The following is a 14,535-nucleotide window of genomic DNA, read 5'->3' on the forward strand; positions in this document are numbered from 1 at the left end:
GCGACGGAAAACCATAACGCTTGCGCTTTATTGGTTAAGCAAGGACGACTTTTATGCGCAAATTGGGTGTGATGGGTGGGGCCGCCGCGATGGCGATGGCGTTGCTGTCCGGGGCCGCGTCGGCGCAGGAGGGGGCGTCGTGGGGCGGCCTGTATGTGCAGGGCTTCATCGGCGACGCCGCCGGCCAGGCGCGGCAGGACCTGACCAATGGCCGCACGACCGGCGAGCATTCGGAAAACCAGGTTTCCGGTGGCGCCGGCCTGGGCTATGGCCTGCAGGTGGGCCGCCTGCTGGTGGGGGTGGAGGGCGACATCGCCAGCGGCAGCGGCGACATCACGGCGCACACCCCCACGCCCGATTACAACTACACCACCCACAATGGCTGGCTGGCCACGGGCGTGGTCCGCGCCGGCTATGATTTGGGCCTGGGCTTCCTGCCCTATGCCCTGGGTGGGGTGGCGGCGGGCGACGTGCGGCTGCACACCTACCGCACCGATGGGCCGGGATCGTCGATCGACTTCAGCCACACCCAGGTGGGCTGGACCCTGGGTGCCGGGGCGGAGGTGCCGCTGCCCCTGGACGCCTTCCGTCTGAAGGTGGAATACCGCTATGTCGACCTGGACAAGGCGGACGGGAGCGGCAGCCTGGGCAATGCCGTCAGCGGCACCCTGCGCCAGAACCTGGTGCGGCTGGCGCTGGCTTTCCGGATCTGAGGCGCGGGGGCGGCCTGTGGGGGCGATCACTGTGGGGGTGATCACTGTCGCCGGCCACCCCTTTGCCATCCTGTGGCGTGTTTCACGCTACGGATACAATTCCTGACGAATACCGATGAGGGAGGGGACAGGATGGGAATGAGGGGAAGGCCGCGAAAGGAACGCATCGCCGGCGGCACCGCCGCCGTCTGGGCCGTACTGGTGTGCGGCGCCGCGCAGGCGCAGGATTTCATGCCGCCGCAATCCACCGGGGATGTCTATCTCCAGGGCTTCATCGGCGGCGCGTTGGTCCAGCAGCGCCAGGGGTATTATCGGCGTTCGGACGGGAACGACGACGTGGGCCGCTCGGTCTATGGCGGCGGCGGGCTGGGATACGCCCAGCGCTTTGACCATTGGCTGGTGGGGGGCGAGGCCGAAATCGGCAACGGCACCGGCGATGTCACCACCCATGGCGGCGCGTTCGATTATGTGACCCATATGGATTGGCTGGCCACGGCCACCGGGCGCCTGGGCTATGACCTGGGCGCCAACGTGGTGCCCTACATCACCGCTGGCCTAGCGGTGGGCGATGTCGGTGCCAGCACGCGCGGCGGTGCCAGCGCCCAGAATACCAGCGAGACCAAGGCCGGCTGGACGGCCGGCGCCGGGATGGAGGCGCCGCTTCCCCTCTCCCTGTTGAAAATGCGGTTGGAGTACCGCTACGTGGACTTTGGCCAGGTCAATGGGCCCGATGGCCAGGGCGGCACTATCCCCCTGTCCATCCACCAACACCTGCTGCGCCTGGGCCTGTCGCTGCGGCTCTGATCACAGGTGGGGATTGCGGGCGCTGCGTCACGCGATCAGCGCCGCTTCCCTCCGCGCGATGGGCGGGCGTGAGGGGTGCAGCACGATGCCGTCGTCGGCGATCTCGACCTTGGCCTCGGGATAGACGGCGGTGGCCAGGGCCAGGGCGTCCAGGAACACCGGCTTGAAATGGCTGAGCTTGGCGTAATGCTCGCCAAACTGGCGGCGCAGGGCGGCCCAGCGCACCGGCGTCGCCTGGTTCAACACGTGCAGGCGATAGGCCAGCCAGATGTAGACGTCGATGGCGGTGCTGCTGGCGCTGATGTGGCGCAATGCCGCCTCGGAAACCGGCACGGCGTGCTGCTTCAGGCTGTCGTAGAAACTCTCGTTTAGCTCGATCACGTCCTGGAACAGGGCCACCTGGCGCTGGTCGGGGCTGGCCTTGAACAGGATGGAATTATTGACGAACCCGGCGTTCTGCCGCGTCACCGCCGCGTCCGTCTCCCACAGGAATTGCAGGCTGCAGGCGGTGATGCGCTGCGCCTGCTCCATGACCAGGCGATAGGTCTTGCCGCCGGGGCTCTCGCCCATGGCCTTCAGCCAGGAATGCCAGCTCTTGCCCAGCTCCACCTGGCGGGAGTTGGTCTTCAGCGCCTCCGTCTGCAGGTACAGCAGGATCATGCGGGCCTTGGCGCCATAGGGCACGCCCACCAGGCTGCCGTCGGCATGCCGGCCGCTCTGCACGATCAGGGTGCAGCGCCCCGTTTCCTTGCGGTGGTATTCCGGCTCCGCCGCCTTGTCGATGGATCGGTGGGGCAGGCTGGTCAGGGCGAAGCCGGCATGGGTGATGCCCATGCTGTCCTCTTCCTGGGCCAGCATGGCGGCGGCCACGTCCACCAGGTTGCGCCCGCTCTTGCTGGTCGCCATCTCTCGGGCCCGGTCGATGCCATGTTCCAGGATGAGACGGTGAATGTCGGCCATGGCGCCCTTTGCTCCCTGCCAGTCGGTTCGGTCGATGTGAGGTGATGGGCCGAAGTGTTCCAAAGCCAAATCACTAAATCTAGGTCGGACTTTACCGGCCCCCGCTATTTGTGGGGTATTTGGAGTCTGTTATTTGAGGTGCCGGTTAAGTCCGGGAAATAATCCCGAGTCGGGCCGGTAGAGTCCGGCCCCGGGCCGGCAAGGTCCTGTGGAAAACTCTTCTTCGCATGTGGCCGGTGTGGACCGGCGCATCTTATGGCCGGTAGAGTCCGGGGGATCGGCCGCCGAGTCTGTGGATAACTCCCGCCGGGCCGGTAAAGTCCGAGCCGAATCGTGACGAATCAGTGTGCGCGGGATCCCAGGATCGACTCCGGTGGCCTCGAATGGCCGGCCGACTCGCCCCCGGACACGGACTTTACCGGCCTTGCCGATGGGAGTCCGGGCCTTTCCGGCGGCGGCGGCCTTGGCGCCGGGCCGCGACGCCGCCCGCGCAGGCCGCTCAAATCCGGGGCCGCCGGATCCACTCGGACTTTACCGGCCCCGCTGCCGGCGAAGGGCTGCTCCGCTCCACCCTTTTCCTTGGACTCGGACTTTACCGGCCTCTGCCGGTGCGTCCCTTCTGCCCGGTGCGTCCCTGTCGATGCCCTTCCCGGGGGACTCGGACTTTACCGGCCGCCGCGCCGCCGGCGGGGCGGGTGCCAATACTCTTGGGAGAAAACTATTATATGCAAAGCCTTTAAGTAAATTCGTAACAAGAATATCCCCTTAAGGTTTATGGATTCTGCGTATCTTCTATTAAAAGGTAAGCCGTGACATTGTCCCGCCTGCCGGATGAGGGCAGGCCCCTCCCCAATTGGAAGGCCCTACCGGTGTCAGACCCCTCAGTCCGGTTGAAGGACCAGGCGTCGGCGCCGCTGACGCCCGTCCCTGTCGCGGCTCCGTGAGAGCCGTTGATAGCCATGGAAAACGGGAGAAAACGACATGAGCACCTCAGGCAGCCTTGTCATCCAGTCCGGCATGTTGGCCGATTTGGTCGTCTCCAATGATCCCAATCAGCCGGGCCAGGTGATCTTGCGATGGCTCGACGGCAATGACACCAACCAGCAATGGCTGGAGGAGCCGGCGACCAACGGCTTTTATTTGAGGAACGTCGCAACCGGCACGTACCTCGCCTATAGCGGCGACAACGCGCGTGTAACCCTGGACAGCCATGGGTCCATTTGGCAGAAGACCGGCGCCGACGACCGGTTGAGCGCCATTCGGCTGACCCTTCGGCCGGACCAGAACCTGAATGCCTTGGGCGCGCACGCTCGCGTGGGCACGGCCGTCGGCACCTGGGGGTGGAGCGGCGGCGATGGCAATGAAACATGGCTTGTCAGCCCGGTAAGCAGCGTTTGGCCGCGCCCCACCAAGCTGGTTTCCTTCGTTTCCGGCATGGCCGCCTATCTGCAACTGGCCGTCGACCCGTCAAATCCCGCGGGCGCCTTGGTGGTGAACGACAATTTCGCGTCCCAGGCGGCCAGCAGCTTCGCCTTCATCGCCACGCAGTGGTTCGGCGGCTTCAGCATTGTGAACAAAGCCAGCAACCTGCTGGCCTATGTCAGTGGCAACGGCAACGGCTCCAAGTTGTTGCAACGCCAGCCTAATCAGCTGGATTCAGACGCGATCTGGACCTATGGCCGCAGCAGCACCTTCCAGGCCATTCGCCCCTGGATCAACTCGGACCAGAACTGGAATGTCTTCGGCAACCCGCATCCAATTCCGAAGGGGCCGTTGCCCATGGGCACCTGGAACTGGGGCGGTGGTCAGGAAAACGAACTGTGGCAGACAACCGCGGCTGTGCTCCAGCCCGCGGCGACAGGGGATCTCCGGGCCGAGACGGCCGCGGCGCTGGTGACCCCCCAGCCGGCCCCCGTGGCCGAGGTCTGGGCCCGGATCGTCGATGCATCGCCCAACGCGAACGGGGCGTTGGCGCACGGTCCGCATTAAGCTCGGCCACCCATTTCTGAAAGGCTGGCGGCGGGGTGGTCGGAAACGGCCGCCCCGCTTGTTTTGCGCCAGGTGCGCGTGGGTCGGATCGTCAAAAGAAACGGGCGCCCTCACGCTCCAGAAAGGGCGCCCGTCTGTGGGCGGTACAACGGTGGATGATGGGAAACCGGCATCCCGCCCGAACCCAGACCCTCAGTGCCAGCAGGCCGCCGGCACCGCCTTGCGCACCAGGGCGACAAAGTCCTCCACCGTGCAGCGATCACCGCCGCAGGCGGGCAAGGGCAAATCAACCTTACCCGCCGGATGGGCCGCCGTCAGGGCGGCGGCTTGCCGCAGGTCGTCCAGGGTCTGGTAGTACAGGGCGACATGCACATACCGCTGGCCCGTGACGGTATCGCGGCTGACCTCGAACGCCAGCGTGGTGTCGGGGGCGGTCTTGTCCGGCTGACCGGGCAGGGTCCAGTCCAGGCCCAGCAGGCCCGCCACGTTGGACAGGTTGGTGTCATGCCCCAGGATGGAGACCAGCTTGGCCCCCGCCGGTACCGGCGCCAAGGGGGCGGTCGCCGTTCCGCCCGTCACCCCGGCCACGATCTGCCGGGCCAGCAGCGCGCCGTTGTGGCTGGCGATGTAGGGGGTGCGGCGGGTCAGGTCGGCCTGATAGTCGTGCACCGGCAGGATGGCGGCCAGGGCCTGCGGCGTGCCGGCGCGGCCCCAGCCCACCTGGTCGGCCGGCATGCCCTGCACATATTCCAGGAAGATGCTTTCGGCCAGCATGGCGCCCCGCGCCAGCGGGCCGTCCACCTTCACCTCCCCGCCCTTGTCCACCACCTTGGCGGGGCCGGTGGCGAAGCAGGCCTGGCCGGTGGGGGAACCTGAGGTGGCGCCGGACGCGCAGGCCTTGGGCGCCACCACCTGCACCAGGGCGGCCAGGGCCGGGGCGATGCTGGCCGGCACGGTGGCGATGTCGCCGCCGTTGGCCGCGACCACCGCCTTGGTGGCCTCGGCGGCATCCATGGGACAGGCGCCGCCGGACGCGGCATCGAACAGCACATCGGGGCTGTCCGGCGCCAGGCCCTGGGCCTTCAGCCCGCAGCCGGGGGCCAGCCCCTCGGCCAGGGCCTGGGCGCTGGCGCGGGTGCGCTGGTCGCCGCTGTCGCCCCAGACGAAGATTTGATCGCCCGCCGGACCGCCCGCTGGACCACCCGCTGGGCAGCGGTCGGGTCCCAACAGGCCGCGCTGCCGGTACTGGGCGCCCAGGTACAGGCCCAGCTGGCGGATGGCGTCGGCGCCGTGGGGGGTCAGGATGCCACGATCCACGGGCCAGGCCGGCCAGTCCTGGTCCGACAGGCGGCGCAGCTCGGCCAGGCCCTTGGTGGGGCTGCGCACGCCGTGGCGGGACAGCAGGACCACCCGTTCCAGGACTTCATGCGAGGCAGGAGTGGCGGAGTTGGCGGTGGGGGCGGCCCAGGCGGAGCCGGCCACCAGGCCGACCGCCAGGCCAAGAATCAGGCCTTTTCTCATCACCACCCCGTGACCGACAGGTTGAAGAACACGCTGCGGCCCGGCGTCGTCCAGTACAGCGCCTGGCCGGTGGCGGATTGCGTGCCGGCGAAGCCGTTGATGCGGTGGGTGTCGAACACGTTGCCGATCTTCAGGCTGGGGGTGACGTCCACCAGGTGATAGCCCAGGTCCTTCAGGCGCCAGCCCACGGACACGTCGGCGGTGAACACCGGGTGGATGCGGTAGGCGTTGGCGAAGTCCGGCTGGCCGGTCTTGGCGTCGGTGGTGTTGTCCTGGCCGTAGAACGGCCCCACCACCTTGCCGATGGCGGAGAAGTAGAGGCCTTCGGGGCTGTCGTACATGACGCCGGTGGTGGCCATCCATTGCGGGGTGTCCGCCACCCAGACGTAATTGTCCTTGTACTGGGCGTGGTTCAGGCTGGCGTTGGCATACAGCGACAGGGCGTCGGTCAGGGCGTACTGAGTCTCCAGCTCCAGGCCCTTGTAGATGGCGCCGGATCCGTTGACGAAGGTGGTCTCGGTGGTGCCGGGCACCTGGCTGGTGGAGATGTAGTTGCTGAAGTCGATGTAATAAGCGTCGGCGCCCACCATCCACCGGCCACGTTGCACGGCGGTGCCGACCTGGTAGTTCATGGTCTCTTCCGGCTTGATCGAGGCGATCTTGGCCACCTGGAAGACATCGATGGGCGGCGCCAGGAAGCCCTTCGCCACCTGGGCGTAGGCGGTCCAGCCCTCCTCGATGGTGTAGTGGGCGGCGATGGACGGCTGGGGCTCGGTATAGGTTTCGCTGTAGTTCAGCGGCGCCGGCGGCTTGGTCTTGTTGTACAGCGCGTCGACATCGCGGGTGAAGCTGGTGACCTTCACGCCCGGGATCAGGGTCAGGTCCGGCGTGACCTTCCAGTCGAACTCGACATAGGGCTGCCAGGTGGTGTTCAGGTCGCGGTACTTGTAGGTGTAGGGCGTGCCGTACTTGCCCGTGACCAGGACGCCCTGGGTCCAGTCGTAGGATTCGGAATGGCGGTGATCCAGCTGGCGGTCGTACCAGACACCGGCCTTGATGTCGCCGAAGGACAGGCTGTCGGTCAGGCGCAGGGTGTCGCCGAAGGTGCGGTAGTTGGCGTTGGCCTCCTTGCCCGGGATGTCGCTGGCATATGTCGCCACCTTCTTGCCCGCGGCATTGTAGAACGTGACGCCCACATCCTTGGGGTTGCTGTCGCTGGCGTCCGACGATTCCTTGTAATGGTGACCGAAGCCGTTGGTGTAGGCGGTGTTGTCCAGCTTGACGCTGTCCGTCAGTTCCGACTGCACCCGGATATAGTCGAAGTCCGAGCTGTAGCGGCTGGGCTGGTACTTGTAATAGGACTGGGCGGCGGGATTGTTGCCCAGGCCCCAATTGTCGCCGTACTTGGCCAGGTCGGCCAGGGTGACGCCCTGGGTGGTGTATTCGAACGAATGGTTCTTGCTGGCCACCAGCGTCACCGTCGTGCGCTCACCGATGTCCAGCACATCCTTGAAGAAATAGTTGGTGCGCTGTTCCTCCGCCCCGGTCAGGTACCCGTCGGACGTGGTGCGCTGCACGTCGAAGAACATGCGGCCCAGCACGGTGCGGCCGGTATCGACCTCGCCACCGATGCCCTTGGTGTTCCAGCTGCCATAGGTGCCGTAGGCGGTGACGCCCGGGTCTTCCGATGGGGTCTTGGACAGGAAGCCCAGGGTGCCGCCGAAGGTGGCCTTGCCGATGGTGGAGGCCGTGCCGGGCCCGCGATCCACCTCCGCCTGGCCCATGTCATGGGCCACGAACAGGGCGGAGCTGGTGTGGTGCAGGTCGGTGGCGTCGCCGAAGGGGATGCCATCGAAGGTGATGTTGAACTGGCTGTCCTGGAAGCCGCGCAGGCTCAGCGTCTCCGCCTTGCCCAGGCCGGGGCCGTTGGGGCTCTGGGCATAAACGCTGGGCTGGAACTTCACCATGTCGTCGAAGCTGGACAGCGGGACGATGTTGTCGCGCAGGAAGCCCTCGGGGACGATGGAGGTGGGCTCCGTCGCCTCCAGCGGCACGTTGGAGGGCGAGACGCGCATGACCTTGGCCACCACGGCGATCTCGGCGATTTCCGCGTCCGCCGCCGGGGCGTCCGCCGCGCGGGCGGGTGGGGCGAGGGCGGCCAGCGCCAGGGCCACGGCGGCGGCGCCCATCATCAGTCTGGCCCGGTTCGGGCGGGTCTCCGGCTTCGTCGTCATCATCGTCCCCCTTCGTTGATCGCGGCACCTTGGACGGCGCTTTGCAAAATCGCGTGCCGCGCTGGTACAGTCGGGACCGGATGCGAATCTTGACGGAAGCCTGACGGAAAGTTCAGGTATCGACAATTTCTCTGTGATCGCAGGGTCTTAAGACGCGCCCTGTTTCTTGTGAATTTCATTTGACCATTGCATGACGGGATGATGACGGGACGTCTTGCCTTCACGGCGCTGGACTGGAATGCCGAGGCGCTGCTGGCGGACCTGGCGGCGCTGGGGTGGGAGGCCGTCGCCGATGCCTCACCCGACGTCTGGCTGCTGGTGGCCGCCCGCGCCGACGCCCTTCTGGCCCATCTTCCCGATCCGTCCGGGCCGGTGGACGCGCCCGTCCTGTGCCTGGCGGACGCGGCGGTCGAGTCCGCCCTGCTGCGGGCCGGGGCGCACATGGTGCTGCCGCTGTCCTCGGGCACCGCGGCGGTGGCGGCGGCCTTGTCCCTGCTGGCGCGGTTGGCGGCGCCGGCGGACCGGGCGCTGCGTGTGGGCGACCTCACGCTGCATGTCGACCGGCGGGTGGCGCTGTGGCGGGGGCGGCCCCTGGCCCTGGCGCCGCTGGATTTCGACCTGCTGCTGCTGTTGGCGGAGCGCGGGGGCCAGGTGGTGCCGGCGGCCGACCTGCGGGTCCGGTTGTGGCCCACCCTCGCGCCGGACGCGCCCGGCGTCGCCGACCGGCTGGCCGCCCACATCCGCAGCCTGCGCCGGGCGCTGGGCACGGCCGTGCCCCTGCACACGCGCGGGCACCGGGGCTATCAGCTGGGCGTTAGGTAATATACCGGATATCTCCGCTGGTGGGCCCCGCCTAGGGTGGCGACCATGGTTTCCACCAGCGGGTGATCCCCATGCGCGCCCTTCTCATCGGCAAGGCCATGCCCAGCGTCGCCCGGCTGTCGCGGGTGCTGCGGGAACGGGGATGGCAGGTGGAGACCCTGGCCGCCCTGCCGCCGACGCCGCGTCCCGCCGACGTGGTGGTGGTGGGTGAGGACGGCCGCCCCTTGCGCGATCGCCTGGCCCGCGCCCGACGGACCTTTCCCGGCGCCCTGGTGGTGACATTGCTGGCCAACCCCGATAGGGCCGCACAGGCGGACCGGGCCGGCGCGCTGGCGATGGGGGCGGACGACCAGGTGGACGCCGGCCTGCCCGGCGATTTGGTGGTGGACCGGCTGCTGGCGCTGTTACGCCTGAAGCGGCAGGGGCCGCGCCTGGCCTACGCCCTGGACGACCTGACGGTGGACGTGCGCCAGCGCCGGGTGCGCCGCGCCGGCCGCGACATCCTGCTGTCGTCGCGTGAGTTCCAGCTGCTGGTCCTGCTGCTGCAGGCGGACGGGGCCGTGGTGCCGCGCACCGCTATCCTGGACCGGCTGTGGGCCGGCGACATGGATGTGGCCGACAACGCCGTGGACGCCCTGGCCTCCCGCCTGCGCCGCCGGCTGGACGGCCCCGGCCAGTCCCGCCTGCTGCACACCCTGCGGGGGGTGGGGTACTGCCTGGTCTCCAGCGCGGGCACGGACCAGGCCCTGGCCGCGTAAGCCCTTTACCTAACCCGCCGCCTCCAAGCTCAGGTGTATCAGGGCGGGGACGTTGTCGCAGCCCGTCTTTTCCATGACCTTGGCGCGGTGGTTCTCCACCGTGCGGGCGCTGATGCCCAGCTTCCAGGCGATGACCTTGTTGGGGTGGCCGGCCACCAGCAGGTCCATGACCTCCCGTTCCCGGACGCTCAGGGAGTCCAGCCGGCCGCGCGCCGCCTCCGCCCGCGCCTGGTGGCGCAGGGCATGGCCGCTGCGGTCCATGGCGGTTTCCACCGCCCGCACCAGGGCATCGACGGTGAAGGGCTTTTCGATGAAATCCACCGCCCCGGCCTTCAGCGCCGTCACCGCCTTGGGCACGTCGCCCTGGCCGGTCAGGATGATCATGGGCAGGGGACAGCCGCGGCGCGCCAGGTCGGCCTGAAGTTCCAGCCCGGTCATGCCAGGCATGTTGATGTCGGCGATGACGCAGCCGGGAATGGCGTCGGCGCCGGCCGCCAGGAAGGCGATGGCCGACGGGTACGTCGCCACCGGATAGCCCTCCGCCTCGAACAGGGCGCTCAGCGCGTCGCGCACCGCCTCGTCGTCATCGACGATGGCCAGCGTCAGCTCAGGCCGCGGCATGGGGCGCCTCGCCGGCAGGGGGTGCGGGAACCAGCTCGCGTTTGGCCAGGGTGCCCGGGGGCAGGGTGGCCAGGGGCAGGGTGAAGGAAAAGGCGGCCCCGCCCAGCGCGTCGCCACCGGCCTGCAACCGGCCGCCATGGGCCTCGACGATGCCGCGGCTGATGCTAAGCCCCAGCCCCATGCCGGTGCGCCGGGTGGTGGTGAAGGGGGCGAACAGCCGGCCGGCGACCTCGGCGGCGATGCCGGGGCCAGTGTCGGCCACCCGCACCTCCGCGCGGGCGCCGTCCCCCGTCCCGTCTGGCGCCGCCAGTGCCGGCCTCACCTCGATCAGGATGCGGCGGTCGGTGGCGTCGCCCTCGGCCAGCGCGTCCAGGGCGTTGCGCACCAGGTTGATCAGCACCTGTTCCACCTGCACCCGGTCGATGGCCAGGGTCAGGGTGGCGTCCACCGCCAGGTCCAGCCGGGCGCCGGCATTGGCCACCTCATCCGCCAGCAGGCGGGCCACGCCGGCCACCAGGTCACTGGCGGGCACCGGCGCGCTGGCCACCTGGCCGGTGCGGTAGAACTCGCGCAGATGACGGATGATGGCGCCGGCCCGCTCCGCCTGGGCGGCGGCCTTGCCCATCAGGTCCAGGGCCTTGGCGCCGTGCTCGGCCCCCTCCCTCGCCGCCTCCAGGACGCGGCGACAGGCGCCGGTGTAGCTGACGATGGCCGACAGGGGCTGGTTCAGTTCATGCGCCAGGGCCGCCGCCAGCTCCTCCGTCAGGTGGCTGCGGCTGGCCTGCTCGGCCGCGGCGCGGTGCTGGCCCAGCGCGGCGGCGGCGCGCTTGCGGGCGGAGATGTCGCGGATGGTCAGCACGCCCATGCGCGCGCCGGCCTCATCCGTCACCGACACCGGCACCATGGCCAGGGACGATTCCACCGGCAGGGGTTCGCCATCGGCCGCCACCAGCCATTCCTCGCCCCCCTCTCGGCGCAGCAGATCGGCCAGGGGCCGACCGCGCAGGCTGTCCGCCGCCCGTCCGGTCAGGTCGGCGACCACGCGGTTGACCTCCTCCACCCGGCCATCGGTGTCCAGGATGACGATGCCGTCCGGCGCCAGCTCGATCAGGGTTTTCAGCCGTGCCTCGCCCTTGGCCGCTGCCGCCCGCACCCGCTCGCGTTCCGAGATCACCGCCCCCAGCAGCAGGCCGGTCATGGCCAGCGACAGCATCAGGATTTGCAGCTTCAGCGCCTGATAAGGCTGGATGTCGCAGATGGCGATGCCCAGGCTCAGGCCGGTTTCCAGGGCGGCCAGGGCCAGCACCGCGCCGGGCAGGCCGCTGCCCGCCGCCACCCAGACCAGGGGGATGAACACCGGATAGAAGCGTGACCCCACCACGCGGGGGAAGATCACCGCCACCGACAGGCAGATGCCGGCGATCTGGCCCAGGGTTTGCGCCCGCCACAGATGGGCCGGCCGCAGCCGCCGGGCCAGGCGTGGCGCCATCAGGGCCAGGGTGGCGGCCACCGTCACCCCGGCCATGTCGCCCACCCAATGCTGCAGGGCGGCGGTCAGCGGGTCGGCCGCCATCGCCCTGCCGTCCCAGCCGGTCATGGTGCCCCCGGCCAGGGGCCAGCCCGGCAGGAACCGGGCCAGGGCCAGCAGCAACAGGCTCTGCCCCAGCGCCCCGGCCATGGCCAGAACCAGAAGGCGCGTGACGCCGTCCGCATCCTCCAGCACATAGCTGTCGCCATCGCGGCGCAGGCGCCGGGCCAGCAGCAGGCCGGGGACGGCGAAGACCAGCGGCTCCGCCAGGGTCGGGATGGCCAGGGCGGGGGCGAAGGGCATGCTGGATGGAAGCACAATGGCGCGCAACGCCAGACCGGCCACGGCCGCCACCATGACCATGGGCATGGCCAGGGTCAGGCGCCCAGGCCCCCACAGCATCACCAGCGCCAGGCCGATGCCGGCGCGCACGTTCCAGGGCGCCCAGCCGGGCACGGCCGACACCAGCAGCGGGTCCAGCAGCCCCGCCAGCGGATACAGGGCCAGCAAGACCCAGGGCCAGCGGCCGGGCGGGAAAGGGCCGGGCGGGGAAGGGCCGGGCGGGGAAGGGAGGGTGGCGGACAGCAAAAGACCCCATCACGGGTGGGACGAAGACACATTCTTCGTCCGCCTGTGATAGGGCCCTTGCGTTACGGTCTTGTGACGGCACCCCCGTGCAGCACGCGGGGCCGCCTTCGACAATGTCTTCGGCGCGACGCCGTCTTCGCCGGACTCTTTACTTGGACGCCGTCTTCGCCGGCTTGGCCCACTTGGCCAGCCAGTCGACCACGGCCTGCGGCTCCATGTGGCGGGCGTCGGTCAGGTCGAAGGACGCGTCGCCGTTCACCAGGGTGCCGTCAGCCTCCACCACCAGCACGGTGGGCACGCCCTTGAACTTCGGCACGCCAAAGCGGGCGGGCACGTCCATGTTCTTGGTGTAACGGCCGACATCCACCGTCACCATGACGAAGTTCTTGTCCAGGAAGCTGTGCACCTCCGGCAGTTCCACCAGGCCGGCCAGCACGCGGCAGTCACCGCACCAGTTGCCGCCGAAGTCCAGCAGCACGCGCTTGTGCTCCTTTTTCGCCTTGGCCAGGGCGGCGTCCACCTGGGCGTTCACGGCGGCGTTGTCGATGGTCTCGTCATAGGGATAGGGCAGCGGCTGCTTCAATTCCACAGCGCCCACCTGCGGGGCGGCGACCTGGGCCGCGGCGCCAACGGGCAACAGCACGGGAAGGGTCATCAGGGCGGCGACGCCCAGGGCGGAGAAGGTGGCGCGGACGGTCATCGCAGGCTCCTGGATCGTGGGCGGGGTCGCGCCATTCCCAGCGCGAATTCAGATCATTATGCCTGATATGGGTTTAAGGGAAAGCCCCGCCAGGGTCATATCCCCACCCTTCGTCGCATGACCGTCCAGCATTTGACGAATAATGTGATGCAATGGCGAATAATTAAACACTAACAATTTGTTATTGTGGGGCGTTGAATTGGCGCTGGTGCCAGGAGGCCTGGCGACCGGCTGAGTCAAAGAACGGCGACGGGAGATGGCGCCAGACGCGTGCCAAACGGAAAAAGCGAATATGAAGGTAGGAGCTGTCTGAAGTGGAAATGACCGGATTTACTCAACGGTCTGAGATCATCATTCGCTGGCTATTGAAGCGAATGGCGCGCCCGGAAGGACTCGAACCTCCAACCCCCAGATTCGTAGTCTGGTGCTCTATCCAATTGAGCTACGGGCGCTTTTTCGTCTCGCCGGTGTCGGCCGGTGAGGTGGGTGCTTGTAGAGGATGATCGGGGGGGACGCAACAGCTTTTTTCGCTCCCGATGCATTTTCTTCACGAGGCCCGGTGGAGCGCCCCTGGGGCGCCTGCGGGACGCGCATGGGGAGCGGGACGCCGGTGCGTCGCCGTGCATTGTCGAGGCGATGGGGATGGGCTATCTACCCGATCTTGCACTTGCGTTAAATTTTTGACCGTCTCGCGGAGCGCCGCCCCCATGTCGTCCCATCACGCCGATACCGCCAAGAACTTCCCCGTCACTTGGGAAGAGCTGCACCGTCATGCCAAGGCGCTGGCCTGGCGCATCAGCGACAAGGGGCCGTGGAAGGGCATCGTCGCCATTACCCGCGGCGGCCTGGTGCCGGCGGCCATCCTGGCGCGCGAACTGAACATCCGCCTGATCGACACCATCTGCATCAGCAGCTACGACCACCAGAACCAGCGCACCGCCCAGAACCTGAAGGCGCCGGTGGCGGTCGAGGGCGAGGGTGAGGGCTGGCTGATCGTCGACGATCTGGTCGACACCGGCAAGACCGCCGCCATCGTGCGCAACATGATGCCCAAGGCGCATTTCGCCACCATCTATGCCAAGCCGGCCGGCCGCCCGCTGGTCGACACCTTCATCACCGAGGTGTCGCAGGATACCTGGATTCATTTCCCCTGGGATCTGAACCCCATCGCCTACATGCAGATCCGCAACGACTGACCCGTCGGCGTCCTGCACTGCGCTTCAGCGGCCCGCCCGGTGTTCCGGCGGGCCGTTCGCGTTTCAGGGGGAAGGCAATCGCGCGGCATTTGATCGTGGCC

12 protein-coding genes and 1 tRNA gene are annotated in these 14,535 nt (G+C 68.3%); 6 read left to right on the plus strand and 7 right to left on the minus strand.

Going from position 1 to position 14,535, the window contains the following annotated elements:
- Nucleotides 1-53: 53 nt before the first annotated feature.
- A complete protein-coding gene (locus FBZ90_RS20130) occupies nucleotides 54-713 on the plus strand; it encodes an outer membrane protein (protein ID WP_145734789.1) in 660 nt (219 codons plus the stop codon).
- Nucleotides 714-851: 138 nt separating this feature from the next.
- Nucleotides 852-1,517, plus strand: a complete 666-nt coding sequence (locus FBZ90_RS20135) for an outer membrane protein (protein ID WP_186455954.1) — start codon at nucleotides 852-854, stop codon at nucleotides 1,515-1,517.
- 27 nt (nucleotides 1,518-1,544) lie between these two features.
- Here the strand turns inward: FBZ90_RS20135 and FBZ90_RS20140 are convergent, their stop codons facing one another.
- On the minus strand, nucleotides 1,545-2,477 hold the full coding sequence (locus FBZ90_RS20140; protein ID WP_145734791.1) for a replication protein RepA: 933 nt from the start codon (nucleotides 2,475-2,477) through the stop codon (nucleotides 1,545-1,547).
- Nucleotides 2,478-3,458: 981 nt separating this feature from the next.
- Here FBZ90_RS20140 and FBZ90_RS20145 point away from each other — a divergent pair.
- Nucleotides 3,459-4,466 carry an RICIN domain-containing protein gene (locus FBZ90_RS20145; RefSeq protein ID WP_145734792.1) on the plus strand — a complete coding sequence of 336 codons (1,008 nt, stop codon included), beginning with the start codon at nucleotides 3,459-3,461 and terminating at the stop codon, nucleotides 4,464-4,466.
- Nucleotides 4,467-4,658: 192 nt separating this feature from the next.
- On the opposite strand, the gene FBZ90_RS20150 is transcribed toward FBZ90_RS20145, so the two are convergent.
- Together FBZ90_RS20150 and FBZ90_RS20155 are read right to left on the minus strand one after the other, a co-directional pair.
- Nucleotides 4,659-5,987: a histidine-type phosphatase gene (locus FBZ90_RS20150; RefSeq protein WP_145734793.1), complete on the minus strand. Its 1,329-nt coding sequence runs from the start codon at nucleotides 5,985-5,987 to the stop codon at nucleotides 4,659-4,661.
- Nucleotides 5,987-8,224: a TonB-dependent receptor gene (locus tag FBZ90_RS20155; protein WP_246130576.1), complete on the minus strand. Its 2,238-nt coding sequence runs from the start codon at nucleotides 8,222-8,224 to the stop codon at nucleotides 5,987-5,989. The genes FBZ90_RS20150 and FBZ90_RS20155 overlap by 1 nt, the downstream gene beginning before the upstream one ends.
- 195 nt (nucleotides 8,225-8,419) lie before the next feature.
- Here FBZ90_RS20155 and FBZ90_RS20160 point away from each other — a divergent pair, with 195 nt between their 5' ends.
- Together FBZ90_RS20160 and FBZ90_RS20165 are read left to right on the plus strand one after the other, a co-directional pair.
- Entirely contained in the window at nucleotides 8,420-9,043 is a 624-nt protein-coding gene (locus FBZ90_RS20160; protein WP_145734794.1) for a winged helix-turn-helix domain-containing protein, read from the plus strand.
- Between the two features lie 71 nt (nucleotides 9,044-9,114).
- Nucleotides 9,115-9,801 carry a winged helix-turn-helix domain-containing protein gene (locus FBZ90_RS20165; protein WP_145734795.1) on the plus strand — a complete coding sequence of 229 codons (687 nt, stop codon included), beginning with the start codon at nucleotides 9,115-9,117 and terminating at the stop codon, nucleotides 9,799-9,801.
- 9 nt (nucleotides 9,802-9,810) lie between these two features.
- On the opposite strand, the gene FBZ90_RS20170 is transcribed toward FBZ90_RS20165, so the two are convergent.
- The 4 genes from FBZ90_RS20170 to FBZ90_RS20185 all read right to left on the minus strand — a co-directional run bounded on the left by FBZ90_RS20170 (nucleotide 9,811) and on the right by FBZ90_RS20185 (nucleotide 13,690).
- Entirely contained in the window at nucleotides 9,811-10,422 is a 612-nt protein-coding gene (locus FBZ90_RS20170; RefSeq protein WP_145734796.1) for a response regulator transcription factor, read from the minus strand.
- Nucleotides 10,409-12,460 (minus strand): ATP-binding protein, encoded by a 2,052-nt coding sequence (locus tag FBZ90_RS20175; RefSeq protein WP_145734797.1) that lies wholly within the window; start codon nucleotides 12,458-12,460, stop codon nucleotides 10,409-10,411. Before FBZ90_RS20175 ends, FBZ90_RS20170 begins: the two co-directional genes overlap by 14 nt.
- A gap of 226 nt (nucleotides 12,461-12,686) precedes the next feature.
- Nucleotides 12,687-13,238, minus strand: a complete 552-nt coding sequence (locus FBZ90_RS20180; RefSeq protein ID WP_145734798.1) for a thioredoxin family protein — start codon at nucleotides 13,236-13,238, stop codon at nucleotides 12,687-12,689.
- 375 nt (nucleotides 13,239-13,613) lie between these two features.
- A tRNA-Arg gene (locus FBZ90_RS20185) sits at nucleotides 13,614-13,690 on the minus strand.
- A 255-nt stretch (nucleotides 13,691-13,945) separates the two neighbouring features.
- Between FBZ90_RS20185 and gpt the strand changes: the two genes are divergently transcribed.
- Nucleotides 13,946-14,434 carry a xanthine phosphoribosyltransferase gene (gene gpt, locus FBZ90_RS20190; RefSeq protein WP_040845989.1) on the plus strand — a complete coding sequence of 163 codons (489 nt, stop codon included), beginning with the start codon at nucleotides 13,946-13,948 and terminating at the stop codon, nucleotides 14,432-14,434.
- Nucleotides 14,435-14,535: the final 101 nt, after the last annotated feature.

The organism is Nitrospirillum pindoramense (assembly GCF_007827955.1).
GTDB classification, from domain to species: Bacteria; Pseudomonadota; Alphaproteobacteria; order Azospirillales; family Azospirillaceae; genus Nitrospirillum; species Nitrospirillum amazonense_B.

Bases quoted from the DNA above. Each gene is read 5' to 3' on its own strand.
- FBZ90_RS20130 (WP_145734789.1), top strand. From the start codon at position 54: ATGCGCAAATTGGGTGTGATGGGTGGGGCCGCCGCGATGGCGATGGCG.
- FBZ90_RS20135 (WP_186455954.1), top strand. From the start codon at position 852: ATGAGGGGAAGGCCGCGAAAGGAACGCATCGCCGGCGGCACCGCCGCC.
- FBZ90_RS20140 (WP_145734791.1), bottom strand. From the start codon at position 2,477: ATGGCCGACATTCACCGTCTCATCCTGGAACATGGCATCGACCGGGCC.
- FBZ90_RS20145 (WP_145734792.1), top strand. From the start codon at position 3,459: ATGAGCACCTCAGGCAGCCTTGTCATCCAGTCCGGCATGTTGGCCGAT.
- FBZ90_RS20150 (WP_145734793.1), bottom strand. From the start codon at position 5,987: ATGAGAAAAGGCCTGATTCTTGGCCTGGCGGTCGGCCTGGTGGCCGGC.
- FBZ90_RS20155 (WP_246130576.1), bottom strand. From the start codon at position 8,224: ATGATGACGACGAAGCCGGAGACCCGCCCGAACCGGGCCAGACTGATG.
- FBZ90_RS20160 (WP_145734794.1), top strand. From the start codon at position 8,420: ATGATGACGGGACGTCTTGCCTTCACGGCGCTGGACTGGAATGCCGAG.
- FBZ90_RS20165 (WP_145734795.1), top strand. From the start codon at position 9,115: ATGCGCGCCCTTCTCATCGGCAAGGCCATGCCCAGCGTCGCCCGGCTG.
- FBZ90_RS20170 (WP_145734796.1), bottom strand. From the start codon at position 10,422: ATGCCGCGGCCTGAGCTGACGCTGGCCATCGTCGATGACGACGAGGCG.
- FBZ90_RS20180 (WP_145734798.1), bottom strand. From the start codon at position 13,238: ATGACCGTCCGCGCCACCTTCTCCGCCCTGGGCGTCGCCGCCCTGATG.
- gpt (WP_040845989.1), top strand. From the start codon at position 13,946: ATGTCGTCCCATCACGCCGATACCGCCAAGAACTTCCCCGTCACTTGG.